General features: G+C 32.0%; 17 protein-coding genes. 13 read left to right on the top strand and 4 right to left on the bottom strand.

The genetic code is table 11. The annotated features are described in order from the left end of the window. Positions 1 to 18 precede the first annotated feature (18 nt). Positions 19 to 396 carry a nuclear transport factor 2 family protein gene (locus tag MHH94_RS12930; RefSeq protein WP_340841386.1) on the top strand — a complete coding sequence of 126 codons (378 nt, stop codon included), beginning with the start codon at positions 19 to 21 and terminating at the stop codon, positions 394 to 396. 81 nt (positions 397 to 477) lie between these two features. On the opposite strand, the gene MHH94_RS12925 is transcribed toward MHH94_RS12930, so the two are convergent. From MHH94_RS12925 to MHH94_RS12915, 3 genes are all read right to left on the bottom strand, one after another. Then, positions 478 to 894 (bottom strand): DUF2188 domain-containing protein, encoded by a 417-nt coding sequence (locus tag MHH94_RS12925; RefSeq protein ID WP_078355042.1) that lies wholly within the window; start codon positions 892 to 894, stop codon positions 478 to 480. Between the two features lie 85 nt (positions 895 to 979). Beyond that, entirely contained in the window at positions 980 to 1,804 is an 825-nt protein-coding gene (locus MHH94_RS12920; RefSeq protein ID WP_340841384.1) for a trypsin-like serine peptidase, read from the bottom strand. A 57-nt stretch (positions 1,805 to 1,861) separates the two neighbouring features. Further along, positions 1,862 to 2,848, bottom strand: a complete 987-nt coding sequence (locus MHH94_RS12915) for a YeiH family protein (protein ID WP_152291873.1) — start codon at positions 2,846 to 2,848, stop codon at positions 1,862 to 1,864. 97 nt (positions 2,849 to 2,945) lie between these two features. Here MHH94_RS12915 and MHH94_RS12910 point away from each other — a divergent pair, with 97 nt between their 5' ends. Continuing rightward, positions 2,946 to 3,788 carry a LysR family transcriptional regulator gene (locus MHH94_RS12910; RefSeq protein WP_075577640.1) on the top strand — a complete coding sequence of 281 codons (843 nt, stop codon included), beginning with the start codon at positions 2,946 to 2,948 and terminating at the stop codon, positions 3,786 to 3,788. Positions 3,789 to 4,157: 369 nt separating this feature from the next. Here MHH94_RS12910 and MHH94_RS12905 read toward each other — a convergent pair whose 3' ends face one another. After that, positions 4,158 to 4,910, bottom strand: a complete 753-nt coding sequence (locus MHH94_RS12905) for an IclR family transcriptional regulator (protein WP_058590826.1) — start codon at positions 4,908 to 4,910, stop codon at positions 4,158 to 4,160. Between the two features lie 156 nt (positions 4,911 to 5,066). On the opposite strand from MHH94_RS12905, the gene MHH94_RS12900 reads away from it, so the two are divergent. The 11 genes from MHH94_RS12900 (at position 5,067) to MHH94_RS12850 (ending at position 15,854) form a co-directional block, all read left to right on the top strand. Continuing rightward, positions 5,067 to 5,699, top strand: coding sequence for a bifunctional 2-keto-4-hydroxyglutarate aldolase/2-keto-3-deoxy-6-phosphogluconate aldolase (locus MHH94_RS12900; RefSeq protein ID WP_107603355.1), 633 nt, complete (start codon positions 5,067 to 5,069; stop codon positions 5,697 to 5,699). Between the two features lie 15 nt (positions 5,700 to 5,714). Then, positions 5,715 to 6,659 carry a sugar kinase gene (locus tag MHH94_RS12895; protein ID WP_058590824.1) on the top strand — a complete coding sequence of 315 codons (945 nt, stop codon included), beginning with the start codon at positions 5,715 to 5,717 and terminating at the stop codon, positions 6,657 to 6,659. A 16-nt stretch (positions 6,660 to 6,675) separates the two neighbouring features. Then, positions 6,676 to 7,692, top strand: a complete 1,017-nt coding sequence (locus MHH94_RS12890) for a zinc-binding alcohol dehydrogenase family protein (protein WP_217843913.1) — start codon at positions 6,676 to 6,678, stop codon at positions 7,690 to 7,692. Positions 7,693 to 7,704: 12 nt separating this feature from the next. Further along, positions 7,705 to 8,787, top strand: a complete 1,083-nt coding sequence (uxuA, locus tag MHH94_RS12885) for a mannonate dehydratase (RefSeq protein WP_107603357.1) — start codon at positions 7,705 to 7,707, stop codon at positions 8,785 to 8,787. Then, positions 8,780 to 9,613 (top strand): SDR family oxidoreductase, encoded by an 834-nt coding sequence (locus MHH94_RS12880; RefSeq protein ID WP_058590821.1) that lies wholly within the window; start codon positions 8,780 to 8,782, stop codon positions 9,611 to 9,613. The genes uxuA and MHH94_RS12880 overlap by 8 nt, the downstream gene beginning before the upstream one ends. A 24-nt stretch (positions 9,614 to 9,637) precedes the next feature. Further along, complete coding sequence (locus MHH94_RS12875; RefSeq protein WP_048541526.1) at positions 9,638 to 10,885, top strand: MFS transporter; 1,248 nt, start codon at positions 9,638 to 9,640, stop codon at positions 10,883 to 10,885. Positions 10,886 to 10,910: 25 nt separating this feature from the next. Then, positions 10,911 to 12,410, top strand: a complete 1,500-nt coding sequence (locus MHH94_RS12870; RefSeq protein ID WP_078355044.1) for a tagaturonate epimerase family protein — start codon at positions 10,911 to 10,913, stop codon at positions 12,408 to 12,410. Between the two features lie 21 nt (positions 12,411 to 12,431). Next, a complete protein-coding gene (locus MHH94_RS12865; RefSeq protein ID WP_048541530.1) occupies positions 12,432 to 13,436 on the top strand; it encodes a zinc-binding alcohol dehydrogenase family protein in 1,005 nt (334 codons plus the stop codon). A gap of 230 nt (positions 13,437 to 13,666) precedes the next feature. Continuing rightward, entirely contained in the window at positions 13,667 to 15,151 is a 1,485-nt protein-coding gene (locus MHH94_RS12860; protein ID WP_243554382.1) for a BglG family transcription antiterminator, read from the top strand. Continuing rightward, a complete protein-coding gene (locus MHH94_RS12855) occupies positions 15,144 to 15,527 on the top strand; it encodes a PTS sugar transporter subunit IIA (protein WP_058590818.1) in 384 nt (127 codons plus the stop codon). Before MHH94_RS12860 ends, MHH94_RS12855 begins: the two co-directional genes overlap by 8 nt. A gap of 15 nt (positions 15,528 to 15,542) precedes the next feature. Next, a complete protein-coding gene (locus MHH94_RS12850; RefSeq protein WP_037590079.1) occupies positions 15,543 to 15,854 on the top strand; it encodes a PTS fructose transporter subunit IIB in 312 nt (103 codons plus the stop codon). Positions 15,855 to 15,862: the final 8 nt, after the last annotated feature.

The raw sequence follows: 15,862 nt of genomic DNA, 5'->3' as shown, positions 1-15,862 counted from the left end.
GAAAAGAAGGTGAATATAATGAGCATATTAAATGAATACTTTATCTTATTTGATGAAGCAAGATACAGTGAAGAAAGTTTTCATAAATTAAATGAACTATTTCATGATGATATAGAATTTGTATTAAATAAGAAGACTTTTAAAGGTAAAGAAGCTTGGAAGCAGTTTGTTAAAAGTGTTTATACAACAAATAAAGATTTAAAACATATGCATAACGATTGGACACAAAACGAAGATGGTAGCTATGAAACAGATTGGGCAATTTGTGGTAACCGATATGAAACAGGTGTTTATACACAAGAAGGCAAAGATATCGCAAGATTAGATGAGAACGGTAAAATTACCTACTTAGAAAACCAACCTAAAGATGATCAATTGTTTTCAAATCAATCATAAAAAATTAGAACAGTTCCTAAAATTATTTTGGGAACTGTTCTTTTTCCATTATGGATACATTTCTGATTATGTCTTCTGTCATTAAGATTCATTTTTCTTATGTTCAATAATCTCTGTGTCACGATTGCTAGCGATGTTTCGAGCGCGCTTCATAGCATCTTCTTTCTTATCAAAGGTTTCGCTAGCTTGTTTAGCACCATCAGTTTTTAACTTCCATTGATTGTCTTCATAATAGACATGTATATCTTTATCGTTTAACTGAGGATTGGCAGAACTGTCTTGTTTATGTTGTGTAATTTTCTTATCTTTCAATTCATTTAATTCTTCTTTAGTAGCGTTCTTGTACCAGTCTTCTGCTTGTTTCGTTGCAATTGGAATGGCATCTTCTTCTTTGTACCCGTTGGTTAACATTGCGTTGCCAATATCAATAGCTTTCTTTCTTTCAAGTTGATCAAAGTTTTTCCAAGTTTGAGGATATTCGTCCATAGTCCATGGCATGTTTCATCATCCTTTCATAATATACACCCTTATTGAATACCACTATTTTGATTTATCAAACGGGTACAATTGTGCAGTGTATAAATTATTTACGGTATTTATTAATAAAGTTTCGTGTTTCACCTGTTATAAGTGGACCTCCTGTGTAAATATCACGGGTATTTTGATTTTTTAATCTCATATCAGGACGAATGCCGTGTGCATGTATACCGATGACATGGTTATCATGATTAAATACTGGAGATCCTGAAAATCCTATTGTTCGATGCATGTGTCCGATATATTCGATATGTTCATGAGTTGGTTTGAGATAGAATCCTTCTGATTGGTACATATATTGACCATCAAATGGTTCTTCATTTGGATAGCCTGTCATAGATAGTGTTGATTTAGGTTTCAAATGATGAATTTCACGTTCGGATGCTATAGTTAAAGGTTTAATTTTAGGTGTTAATGATTTTTCAGTAATGAGCACTGCGACGTCTCTTTCGTTTGATTTATAAAATTGATTAATCTTGAATTTCATCGGTGTGTATTGGTTAGATTTAGCTGGAAAGAAATAAAATTGTTTCTTTTCTTTGTTTCCGTCATCATCACTTACGACATGTGAAGTTGTGATAACTGTATGATCATCGATGACAAATCCTGTCGCGCCATTTCCTGACTTGCCAGTTTCATCAGATGTGACTTTACCAACTGCTTGACTGATACGTTTATCTTTTGAATGAAATGGTTTAATTTTAAGGTAATCATTTGGAATTTGTGAACCTAATTTAAAAGCTTCTTGATAATCATGATGCGTTGCTTTTGTAAATGTATCTTTATAAGACGCAGGGACATCAGGTGGTATAAATAAATAATTGAACGTCGAAATTATGAGTATTAAATATAATTTAAGGTATAACAGCATTTAATCACAATCTTTCTCAAAATTGAATCATAACTATGTTATACCCTTATATTTCAATTATAAAAATCCAACAACAATAAACGTGATTACTGACAACACAACTGACGTTATAAGCATTGCTATCATTGGTTTGAATGCTTTTGTTTTTAAGTCACTGAAAGATACATTTAAACCGATACCGACCATTGCCATAATTAATATAAGCGTTGTAAATGTACTGATTACATTTAATACTGCTTCAGGAATAGGAATGAATGTATTCACGGCGCTCATGATTAAAAATCCAATTAAAAAGTACGGAAAGTCTATTTTTTGTGAAACTTTATGTGATCTCTTTCTATTAACGATGATTAAGAAAATAATACTTAATGGTATTAATAGAAATACTCTGCCCAGCTTAGTTAATAGGCCTATTCCTAGTGATGACTGGCCACCAACATCTGCTGCTAAAATAACGTGCGCAATTTCATGTAAGCTTGCACCTGACCAAATACCATAAAATTCAGCGTTCATTGGAAAAATAGCGAATAATAATGTGTAAGCTAAAGAGAATATTGTACCCATTATGGCCACTAAACCTACACTAATTCCAACATCACTGTCTTTAGATTTAAGTATAGGTGATATCGCGGCAATCGCAGCTGCACCACAAACGCCAGTTCCAACACCTAATAACAAGACTAAATTGTTATCTCCTTTAACGATTTTATTTAAAAATAAAATAAACAATATCGCAAAAGCGACGACACCAACATCTAGTAATAACAATGTGCTACCTTGGTTAATAATTGTCCACAAATTTAACTTAAGCCCATATAGAATAATTGCAAATCTTAATAATTTTTTTGATGAAAATGCAATTCCCGATTCGATTTGCGTAGGGTATCCCCTGAAATGTCTATATAAAATAGCTGTAATAATCGCAATTGCGAGCGCCCCGACTTTGTTAAATACAGGTAAATACGATAAAAGTATACTGACAATAGCAACTAAAAAAGTAAATCCAATACCGAGTAAAAAACGTTTATTAAATTTTTCCCACATAATGCTCACCTCAACGTAAGTTTAATCGCAAGATGAATATTTGTGAAATGCTATTTTTAAATATATAATATAACAAAAATGATATGAGGTGGTTGCAATGGAAGATAAATTACAAATCTTAAAAGTTATTGTAGAAGAAGGAGGGTTTACGAATGCTGCAGAAAAGTTATATAAATCACAGCCATCCATAAGTAGAGATATCAAGACACTAGAAGAGAAATATCAAATCAAAATTTTTGAAAATACGAGAAAGCATATTATCTTAACAGAAGAAGGAAGAGAGTTATATAACTACGCATGCCAATTAGCTATATTAGATGAGCAACTGCAAACAAAAATTAATCAGCATAAAGAAGATGTGAAAGGGAAGTTTGTCATAGGGACGAGTCACACATTCGGCCAATCGATGTTATTAGACTTAACAATCTATCTACAAACGAAATATCCTAAACTGAATATTCATATATATGTCTATAACTCAGCTGATATATTAAGTAAGTTGAAAGATTACTCACTTGATCTAGGCATTATCGAAAAGCCAGTACTGGACGACAAAATCAATAGTGAAGTCCTAACAAGAGATAAATTATTACTCGTGAAAAATAAACAAACAAACCAAAATTTAAATCAATTAAGATGTTACGTTAGAGAAACAGGATCAGGAATAAGATATTATCAAGATATGCTATTACAGCAATTGAATTTAACATCTCGTAAAGTAGTCATTAATGATAACCAATTAATTTTAGAACTCGTTAAACAAAATATGGGCTATACGATATTATCCAATTTCTCTATAAAATCATTTGATGAAGATTATATCGTCACAAACGACCTAGATTTAAATCGGAATTTCTTTGTAGTGTCTAACAAATCAAGATACAAGACAAATAAATATAATACGATTGTAAATGAAATTAAGAATTATGAGTTTAGATAATAAATAAGCCTATCACTTAACTGATTAAGTCAGTTTTAAAGTGATAGGCTTGTTTTTGTTTTGAGTATTTTAATACATCCAAATTTGGATACTAGCTTAACGTAAAACCATAACGCACGAAGACTGAAAGATATCGTGCGCTAAGGTGCAAAATCAGGGTGTAACGCACGAAGACTGAAAGATATCGTGCGCTAAGGTGCAAAATCAGGGTGTAACGCACGAAGACTGAAAGATATCGTGCGCTAAGGTATAAAAACAGGGTGTAACGCACGAAGACTGAAAGATATCGTGCGCTAAGGTATAAAAACAGGGTGTAACGCACGAAGACTAAGAGATATCGTGCGCACCCCTATATTATGGCCCAATCTCTTAATGATACCCAAGTAATCTAGAAATTTTGTTAGCACATGTTTTTAATTCTTCTACAAAGAACTCTTTCTTATCTAATTCTGTTGTAGGGAATGATAGACTGATAGCGCCTTGGACTTCGTTTCGATAGTTTACGAAGTAAGTACTTACGCAATATATGCCTTTTTCATTTTCTTCGTTATCAACGGAATAACCTTGTTCTCGGATGACTGCTATTTCATCGATGAATTGATCATAGTCTGTGATTGTATTTTCGGTTAATTTAACAATATTCGATTGATTCCATATTTCTTGGATTCTTTCATTCTCATACGTCGAAAGTATAGATTTACCTACTGCTGTGCAATACATAGGTGCTCGTTTCCCGATTTTAGATGCCATCGATCGATTGTTATTGCTTGGTATAAATTTATCTATATATACCACTTCGTTATTGTCTTCCACTACTAAATGACATGTTTCCCCAACTGTTGTCATCAGCTGACTAATCATACTTTTAGCTACATTTAAAAAATCAATATTTTGTACACGTTTATTCCCAAGTTGGAACATTTTAAAAGTTATTTCATATTGATTGGTCAATGCGTTTTGTTGTACATAGCCGTTGCTAATCAATGAATTAACAAGTCTATGTACAGTTGCTTTAGATAATTGAATTTCATCTACTAAGTCTTTTAATGATATTTGTTCTTTTTCGGATATGATTTCTAAAATGCTTAATGCGCGGTCAATGGATTGAACGTTAGAAGCCATAATCATCACCTCTTTGATAAAAATATAGCATAAATTAATCTATGAATTAAGTAACATAGATGAAAAAAATAATTGACAACGTTTTCACAAACGTTATAATAACACTAAATATTACTATACAATACATTGTATCACAATGTGGAACGGAGGGCTATTTTGAAAAAATATAAAATTTTAAACCAGCTACATGAAAATTACCTCGTTGCAGTTGTTAGAGGAAATGACGAGGATGAAACAAAGAAAATTGTTGATGAAATCATTGAAGGTGGATTTAAAAATATAGAAATTACGTTTACTGTACCGAATGCTGAAGAAGTGATTAATCAAGTACATAAACAATATGGTGATGATATCGTACTTGGTGCAGGTACAGTGTTAGATGCTGCTACAGCACAAATTGCGATTAATAAAGGGGCTCAATATATTGTAAGTCCACATTTAGACACCAATATATCTAAATTATGTAATATATATTCCATTCCATATTTACCAGGTTGTAGTAGTGCAACAGAAATTATAGAAGCATTACGCTATGGTTCGGATTTAATCAAACTGTTCCCAGGAGGACAATTAGGCGCTGGATTTATTAAAGATATAAAAGGTCCAGTACCCAATGTTGAACTCATGCCTTCTGGAGGCGTGAATTTAGATAACATATCAGATTGGATTGAAAAAGGTTCATTCGCTGTAGGTATTGGTGGCGACTTAACGAAAGAATTTACAGGAAATAATTTTGAAGTTATTTCAGAAAAAGCTCAAAAGTATGTAGAAGCTGTTAGAAATCGATGAAAGTGAGTGGTAGAAATGAGGCTTTTCACAATTGGTGATTCCATGATAGCCATGAATCCTAGTAATAAAGGACCTTTGAAATTTAATCATACATTCCAAAGAACAATTGGAGGCGCGGAATTAAATGTAGCAATTGGTGCGAGTAGATTAGGGTTAGAAACAACTTTTTATTCAAAAGTTGGTAAAGATGAATTTGGTCAACATATTATCAATAATTTACGTGGAGAAGGTATTGATACAGATCATATCGAACAAGTATCAGGAAAAAACACGTCTGTTTATTTTAAACAAATAAATGCAGATGGAAGCGGTGCTTCATTTTATTATCGAGACAATGCACCCATTAAAGACTTAACAGAAGAAGATGTCGCAAATATTAACTTTGATGATATTGATTATTTCCACGTCAGTGGTGTTTTTGTCGCATTATTACATCATAAAATTGAACTGATTCAAGCGATGATGAAAAAAGCGCAAAAAGCAAATACAACTGTAACTTTAGATCCTAATATTAGACTAAAAACTTGGACTAAAGAGACAGCAAGTGAAAGTCTAGGCGCATTATTACCTTATACAGATATTCTGTTAACAAGCGATGAAGAACTAGAAATTCTTAAAATAGCGACACCATTTGAAAATATTGAAGATTTATTAAAAGAACAAGACTTACAAGAAATTATTATCAAACGTGGACATTTACCAACACAATATGTAAGCAATGAAGAACAATTTGAAACAGAAGTCTTTCCAGTAAGTCCAATCGATACAGTAGGCGCTGGAGATGGCTTTTCAAGTGGATACTTGTTCGCTTTAAGTAAAGGATATACAGCAAAAGAACGCGTAAGATTCGCAAATGCAGTTGGTGGAATGGTTACAGAAGTAATAGGCGATAACGAAGGATTGCCATATTTAGAACAAGTAGAAAGTTTCTTGAGTGGTAAAGAACTTATAAATAGATAGAAAAGAGTGTGTATACATGAAAGCAGCTAGAGTAATCGGAAAAAATGAACTTGTTGTAGAAACTTTAGATAAACCTAAGATAAACGAAGAACAAAATATTTTAGTAAAAACTAAAAAGGTTGGCATATGCGGTTCAGATAGACATATTTTACATGGAACTAACCCATTAGCAACTATTCCTAGAGTGGTTGGACATGAAGTAGTAGGCGTTGTAGACGAGGTTTATGGAGAGTCTGAATTACAAGTAGGCGATCACGTTGTCGTTGAACCTATTAGACCTTGTGGAGAATGTTATGCATGTAAGCAAGACAGACCAAATGTATGTGAGAATTTAGTCGTCTTTGGTGTTCATGAAGATGGTGGTATGAGAGAGTACTTCGCAATTAATGAGAAGCAACTTCATAAAGTCAATTTAGATATTCCTTTTGAAATGAGTGTTCTGATTGAACCACTTACAATTGGTGCTCAAGCAACTAGTAGAGGGAATCTTCAAGATGGAGATACTCTACTTATACAGGGTGCAGGTCCTATTGGATTATGCATATTACGATACGCTAAGTTGAAAGATGTGAAAGTAATCATTTCAGATTTAGATCAATCAAGATTGGATTATGCAAAACAACAAGGTGCAGATATTACTATTAATGTGGCTGAGAAAGATTTACTTGAAGAAGTTAGATCCATCACGAATGGAGAAGGCGTCAATGTGTCGATAGATGCCGTTTGTATGCCTCAAACATTTGAAACAAGTGTTCAAGTAACATCTGCAGCAGGAAGAGTGGTCGTATTAGGATTTGATGAAAGACCAGCTAATATTTCACAAATGCCTATTACAAAAAATGAACTGACAATCGTTGGTTCAAGATTACAAACTTATAAATTTGCAGAGGTAATAGAGAATATTGAAAAAGGTAAATTTGATGATTTTGATTTAGTTACACATCAATTTGATTTAAATGAAGCAAAAGAAGCGTTTCAATATATAGATGAACATCCAGAACAAGTTAAGAAGGCTATTATTAATTTCAATTAGGAGATGGATAAAATGGAAATGACATTTCGTTGGTACGGAAGAAACAATGACACAATTACATTAGAAGATATTAAACAAATACCTAATACAACTGGGATTGTATGGGCACTTCATGAAAAGCCAGTTGGTGCTATTTGGGAAAAAGAAGAAATTAAAGATGAAGTTGAATATATTGAATCACATGGATTTAATGCAAAAGTTGTTGAAAGTGTAAATGTTCATGAATCAATTAAATTAGGTAATAGTGAACGTGATGAATTAATTGAAAACTATAAACAAACAATTGAGAATTTAGCTGAATATGGTGTGGAAGTTATTTGTTATAACTTCATGCCAATATTTGATTGGACTAGAACAGATATGTTCCATCCATTAGAAGATGGTTCTACAGCACTTTATTTTGATTATGAAAAAGTGAAAAATTTAGATCCGAAAGAATTAATAGAAACTGTTTCAAATGCGAGTAAAAATCTAACAATGCCAGGTTGGGAACCAGAAAAATTAGATCAAATTTCAGAACTATTTGAAGCATATAAAGATATAGATGAAGAAAAATTATGGGATAACTTTGCTTACTTTATAAATGCAATCATTCCAACTGCAGAACGTTGTGGGATTAAAATGGCAATTCACCCAGATGATCCACCGTATTCTATTTTTAACTTACCAAGAATTATAACTGGCGCAGATAGTTACGAGAGAATGTTTGAAATCAATAATAGCCCAAATAATGCGATTACGTTATGTACAGGTTCTATGGGTGCTAGTAAAGATAATGATATGGCAGAAATTGCTTTGAAATATCATGAGCATGCACCATTTATGCATATTAGAAATGTTCATATCTATGAAAATGGCAGTTTTGTTGAAACTTCTCATTTTACAGAAGACGGTAATATTGATATTTCACAAATTATGAAACATTTATCAGATGCAGATTATAAAGGGTATATTCGACCAGATCATGGCAGACATTTATGGAACGAAGAATGCCGTCCAGGATACGGATTATATGATAGAGCATTAGGTATTATGTACTTAAATGGATTATGGGATGCATATCAACTTGAAAAGGAGTCTGGTAAAAATGTTTAGTAAACATGAAAGTTTAAAAGATAAAGTTGTTGTAATTACAGGTGGCAGCGGAGTTCTTTGTAGAAAAATTGCGAAAGAATTAGGCAAACAAGGCATGCAAATCGCCATTTTAAATCGTACTTATGATAAAGGTGCAGAAGTTGTTAAAGAAATAGAAGCTGAAGGTGGTATGGCTCGTAACTATTCAGTTGATGTGACAAATGAAGAATCGCTTACAAAAGCTAAAGATGAAATTATAGAAGCATTTGGAAAAATTGACTATTTAATTAATGGTGCAGGTGGTAATAACCCTGACGCTATTACAGATTCAGAATCATATAATGCTGAAGATAAAAAGAACTTTTTCGATTTAGAACAAAGTGGATTTGAACATGTATTTAATAATAATTTTATTGGTTCTTTTGTTGCTGCTAAAGTATTCGGTAAAGAATTACTGAAGTCAGAGCATGCCAGTATTATTAATTTTTCTTCTATGAGCAGTTATGCACCAATGACTAAAGTCCCAGCATATAGTGCAGCAAAAGCTGCCATTAATAATTTTACGCAGTGGTTGGCAGTTTATTTTGCAGAGGAAGATATTAGAGTCAATGCGATAGCACCAGGATTTTTCTTAACAGAACAAAATAGAGACTTATTATTAAATGAAGACGGAAGTCTGACGGCACGTTCAGAAAAAATATTAAGCCAAACACCACTTGGAGAATTTGGAAAACCAGAAGCACTTATCGGTACGATTTTATGGTTATTAGATAAAGAATATTCATCATTTGTAAATGGCATTACTGTACCAGTTGATGGCGGGTTTATGGCATACTCAGGCGTTTAATAAACATATAAAGGGGATTGAAGCATGGGAAAAATAGGTAGAAATGGCAAGATTATTTTAATATTTCTATTTTTAGCGGGTGTTATCAATTATTTAGATCGTTCTGCACTTTCAGTAGCAGCACCATTTATACAAGAGGATTTAAAATTAACACCAGGTCAAATGGGTATTATTTTTAGTAGTTTTTCAATTGGTTATGCAATTTTCAACTTTGTCGGTGGTGTAGCTTCTGATAAATTTGGTGCAAAAATCACATTGTTTGTTGCAATGATTGTTTGGTCATTATTTAGTGGTGCGATCGTTTTAGTAGTCGGATTTGTAAGTTTATTTATTGTCCGAATATTGTTTGGAATGGGTGAAGGTCCATTAAGTGCAACAATTAATAAGATGGTCAATAACTGGTATCCACCTTCAAAACGTGCAACAGCTGTAGGACTAGCAAACAGTGGTACACCTCTTGGTGGTGCTATTTCAGGTCCGATAGTTGGATATATCGCTTTACATTTAGGTTGGAGAGTATCTTTCGTAGCTATTATGGTCATTGGTTTAATTTGGGCTATATCTTGGTGGTTCTTTGCGAAAGAAAAACCAGATTATATTGAAGAAACTAAAATTGATGAAAAAGCAGATATAGCACCAGTTACTACATTTAAATTAGGATATTATTTAAAGAATCCAACTGTGCTCTTTACAGCATTTGCTTTCTTTGCTTATAACTATATTTTATTCTTCTTCTTAACATGGTTCCCAAGTTATTTAGTTGATGCTCGAAACTTAAGTATAGAAAACATGAGTTTAATTACTGTCATACCATGGGTTTTAGGGTTTTTAGGATTAGCAATGAGTGGTATAGTATCAGACTTTGTCTATAAACATACTGTTCAAAAAGGTGTGCTTTTCTCTAGAAAAGTTGTCCTAGTTGTTTGTTTATTCCTTTCAGCTGTGTGTATCGGTATTTCGGGAATAGTCACAACAACTGCGGGTGCTGTAACGTTAGTTGCCTTATCTGTTTTATTCTTATATTTAACAGGCGCAATTTATTGGGCGATTGTACAGGATGTTGTAGATAGTAATAATGTTGGATCTGTTGGTGGTTTTATGCATTTATTAGCAAATACTGCTGGTATTGTTGGTCCAACTATTACAGGTTATATTATTCAAACAACAGGAACATACACAGCTGCCTTTCTACTTGCAGGTGGATTAGCAGTGATAGCTTCTATCGCCGTTATATTCTTTGTTAAACCAATTGTAAAACCTGAAAGCGTATAAAATCGAGTAAAGGATGGGTGAAATAATGGAAGGATTACATCAAATTATTTCTTCTGTGAAAAAAGATGAATTACCAGAATCAGAAATCATAAAAGTATATAAAAAATCTCTATTTAAAGAAAAGAATACAAGTATTATCATGATTAAAGCTGAAAACGAAAAGTATTTATTAGCAGTTGGTAATGATCATTTATTTCAAGATATTAATGGTGAAGAATATGGTAATGATGCTAAATTGTGCCCATTAACTCATGAAAATAGATTAGTGTTAAATCAATATTTTGAATTTACAAAACCGCGAGCATTTGGTCAGAATGAAACAACGATAGGTTTAGGTGATAGATTAGGTCTTGCGACACCTGGCCATGTTGAAGCAGTACGAACTTCTAAAATGAGACCTGTTTTTGCACAACAAAGTATTCGAGAATTAGATTTAACAAATCGAAAAATGGAAGATGTTATCGACTCAGCAGCTTACAGTGTTATACAAGCAGGTTATACAGATGGTTACGGTGCAGATGGTGATCATCTTAAAGAAGAAAGGGATATTAAACATGAATTAGAGCTCGGTATTTCGATGTTAACTTTAGATTGTTCTGATTACATTAGAAATGATGTTGATTTAGACAATCATGATGAAGTAGAAGCTGCCTATCAACCGTTTAATCAAGAGATAAAGCAATACTATGAAGATAAGTACTTAGGTAAGTCTTATCAAATCGAACATAATGATTTGGTGTTTGATAAACATGAACTTATGAAAGTTGTTGTCGTTTATCATAAAGCAATCGAATACATGGTTTATATATACAAAACTTACATCGAGCCTTTAGATAGAGATATTGATTTTGAAATTTCTATTGATGAAACAATGACTATTACAACACCTTTTGATCACCTTTTCGTATCAAAGGAATTATATGATCAAGACGTGCAAGTGACGAGTTTAGCACCAAGGTTTTGTGGAGAATTTCAAAAAGGTATAGATTATATTGGTGATATTGCTCAGTTTGAACAAGAGCTTGAAGTACATGCTCATATTGCAGATTATTTTAAATATAAATTAAGCATTCACTCAGGTAGTGATAAATTTTCTGTATTTCCTTTAATAAGTGAAAAGACGCATAAACGTTTCCATATAAAAACAGCAGGTACTAACTGGTTAGAAGCTGTGCGCTTAATAGCCATACATGAACCGAATCTATATAGGAATATACATCAATATGCTTTGGATCATTTTGCGGAAACGCAAAAATATTATCACATCACGCCTAATATTGAAGATATAAAGCCAATTGAGCAATTAACTGAAACGCAATATCAATCTTATTTAGAAGATGATAATGCGAGACAACTCCTACATGTCTCATATGGGTTACTTCTGACTGTTAAAAATGATAATGGTCACTATATTTTTAAAGATGATATATATGCCGTTTTAGTAAAATATGAAGATGAATATGCTGAATTGCTTAAAAATCATATTGGTAAACATTTGGAACTATTGAACTTTAATTCAAAATAAAAATGAAAGAAAGTGTATAATATGAAATCAATTGTTTGTGAAGAACCTGGGAAAATGATTATTCAAGAAACTAAAGAACAAATCTTCATAGAAGATGATCATATATTAATTAATGTAAAACATATTGGAATATGTGGAACAGATATTCATGCATATGGTGGTAATCAGCCATTTTTTGAATATCCTAGAATATTAGGACATGAATTGTCAGGGATCGTTAAAGAGATTGGGAAAAATGTTGAAGATATTTCGAAAGATGATAAAGTCACAATCATACCTTATGTCCATTGTGGAAAATGTTTAGCTTGTCGTAATAATAAGACGAATTGTTGCCAGAACATAGAAGTAATCGGTGTACATAGTGATGGAGGTATGACAGAATATTTATCAGTACCAGCTCAAAATGTGATTAAAGTTAATGATTTACCGATTCATATGTCTGCTATGATTGAACCTTTAAGTATTGGTGCACATGGCGTTAATAGAGCAGATGTTCAATCAGGTGAAACAGTATTGGTTGTTGGAGCTGGTCCGATAGGTTTAGGCGTTGCTCGTTTCTCTAAATTAAAAGGTGCGAAGGTTATTGTAGTTGATCTTAGTGCTGAAAGATTAGAATTTTGTAAAGAATGGTCGGAGTGTGATGAAACTATAGTAGTTAGTCCTTCCATTATTGATGACATTCTTTCAGTAAATGATAATGAATATCCAACAGTTGTGTTTGATGCAACTGGTAACAAGAAGTCTATGGAACAAGCATTTAATTACGTTAATCATGGCGGTAAAATAGTCTATGTCGGTTTAGTTAAAGACACGATTGAATTTGTAGACCCAGATTTTCATGCTAAAGAAATAACACTTATGGGAAGTAGAAATGCGACATTAGATGATTTTGAATTTGTAATTGAGCAAATTAGACAAGGTAAAATACAAGAAAGCTATTTTACTAAACATATTAAATTCGGAGATGTCCCAGAATTTTTTGAGCAAGAGCAGTTTCAAACGAACAAAACACTTATAGAACTATAATTTTAAACTCATTTTAGCAATTATGTTAAAGTGAGTTTTTTTGTGCGCAATTTTAATTGGTATGCAGACTTTTTACAGATGTAGAAGTTTAAAAGAAGTTAATTCATTACTTTAGTAACGCGATAGTTTATAATGAATGATATTTTAATGTCTATTGTAATGGACAAACAAAAGTAAAACGCTTACATATATTTGTTTTATGATAAAGCTACAGGGAGGTTGTAAAAGTCATGGAAGGTGATAATCAAGAGAAGTTAATTCATTACTTATTAAATGCGCATTCGTTTGTCGATTCAAATCGATTGGCTAAACATCTAAATGTTTCTACTAAAACGATTTATCGACTTGTTAAACGTATAAATGATTATTATAAAGAGCCTCTTATTATATCTGAAAAAGGTAAGGGCTATCGTATTGATGATAAAGAATATATTGAACAGCATGAAATAGGGCAACTTCATCAAAATGATTTGTTTTCTCCTATTGAAAGACGAAATATGATGACAAAAGATTTATTATTAATCTCCCCTAAATCGATATCTATCTTTAATATTATCGAACGTTATTATATTTCTGAGAGTGTTCTGAACACAGATGAGAAAAAAATTGAAGAGATGTTAAAACGTTTTAATTTAAATTTAGAAAGAAAGAATCGTCATTTATTTATAAACGGTGATGAAAGTGATATTCGAAATGCATTGTTAGAACTCATTGGAGATGGGCAACTGTCTAATTTCTCGGCATATAATGTTATCGATCAAAATGAGGATAAAGATGCACATTTTGTTCAAGAACAAATAAATAAGATTGAGAATTATAAAGATATGATTATTCCTTATCCTTATAATGTGAACATTTTCTCTCATTTATATATTTTAATTATGCGCTTTAGAAAAAGAGGTGTGATCAAACAAGACAAAGATAGAAAGACACCTGAATTGATAAAGTTAAAAAATGAGTATCAATCATTTTATAGAATGAGTGACATGGTCATTGGCAATGTTGAACAATATCTTCATACTCAATTACCTGAAAATGAACGAATTTATTTGTTTGAATATCTTATTTCTTCAAGATTTGAAACGCAAAATGTTCAGCATAATCAAGAAGACATGCAATATTCACAAGAAGTCATTGATATAACAAATGCATTGATAGATGGTGCGAGTCATGAATTAAATCATTCATTTAAAAATATTGATTTAGAGCAGCAACTTCTTAAACATATTAAACCGATGCTTAATCGAATTGAACATGGGTTAAATGTCAGAAATGCTTTAATAGAACAAATTAAAATTGAATATCCACATGTATTTACAGTTATTCGACAGATTTCAGAGCAAATTTCTAAAACGTATCATATTAAAAAAATGAATGACGATGAAATAGGCTTTTTAACACTGTATTTTGCGAAAGAACTTGAGAGAAATCCGAAGAAAATACAAACGTTGATTACTTGTACAACTGGCATAGGTACTTCTGAATTATTGAAAACTAAAATAGACAGAAATGTACCTGAAATTGAGATTGTAGATGTTAAATCTTCTTTTGATTTACAAGATGATGACTTGCATAAAGTAGATTTGATTATTTCAACTGTTCATATACCTGAAGTAAAGCAAATTCCAATCGTGGTCATCAGCGCAATGTTTAATAAGAATGATCAAATTAAATTACGAAAGATGATAGAAATGTTAGGTGATCACAATGAATGAATCGTTATTTTATGAAATTAATACAACTAACGCAATGTATCAAGATGTCATAGAAGAAATAGGTAGTCAGTTAAAGAAGAATCAATACATTCAGTCTGAAAGTGTTTTTATTGAAGAGGTACATGAGCGAGAACATCATGGGAATATTGAAATTTTCCCAGAAGTGATTTTACCGCACATTCAAAGTGAGAACATATTAAAGACTAAAATATTTTTAATTAAAAGTGAGACAAATATTATCAATTGGCATGACCAGTCATTGAAATTGATTATTTTGCTAAATCTTAAACCACAAGAAGATCAAGCAGTATTGCAAGACATTAAAGCATTTATGAGAAATTTAGCAGATGAAGACTTTGTAGAATCATTAATATAATTGGAGGAATGAAATATGAATATCGTGAGTATTTGTGCTTGTACAGTAGGTATTGCACACACATATATCGCAGCTGAAAAGTTAGAAAAAGCAGCTGAAAAGAAAGGTCATAATATTAAAATCGAAACACAAGGCACAATTGGTGTAGAAAATGAATTGTCACCTGAAGATATAAAACAAGCTGATATCGTGTTGCTTGCTGTAGATGTAAAGGTAAGCGCTAAAGAAAGATTTGAAGGTAAAAAAGTCATCGAAATACCGACAGATGTCGCAATAAAATCTCCAAATAAATTAATAGAAAAAATCGAACAAATTTCACAACAATAAAGGAGATG

Source organism: Mammaliicoccus sp. FSL K6-3158 (assembly GCF_038005105.1).
Lineage (GTDB): Bacteria > Bacillota > Bacilli > Staphylococcales > Staphylococcaceae > Mammaliicoccus > Mammaliicoccus sciuri.
Note: the sequence above shows the minus strand (reverse complement) of the source record. Positions and strands in the feature narration are given on the sequence as shown.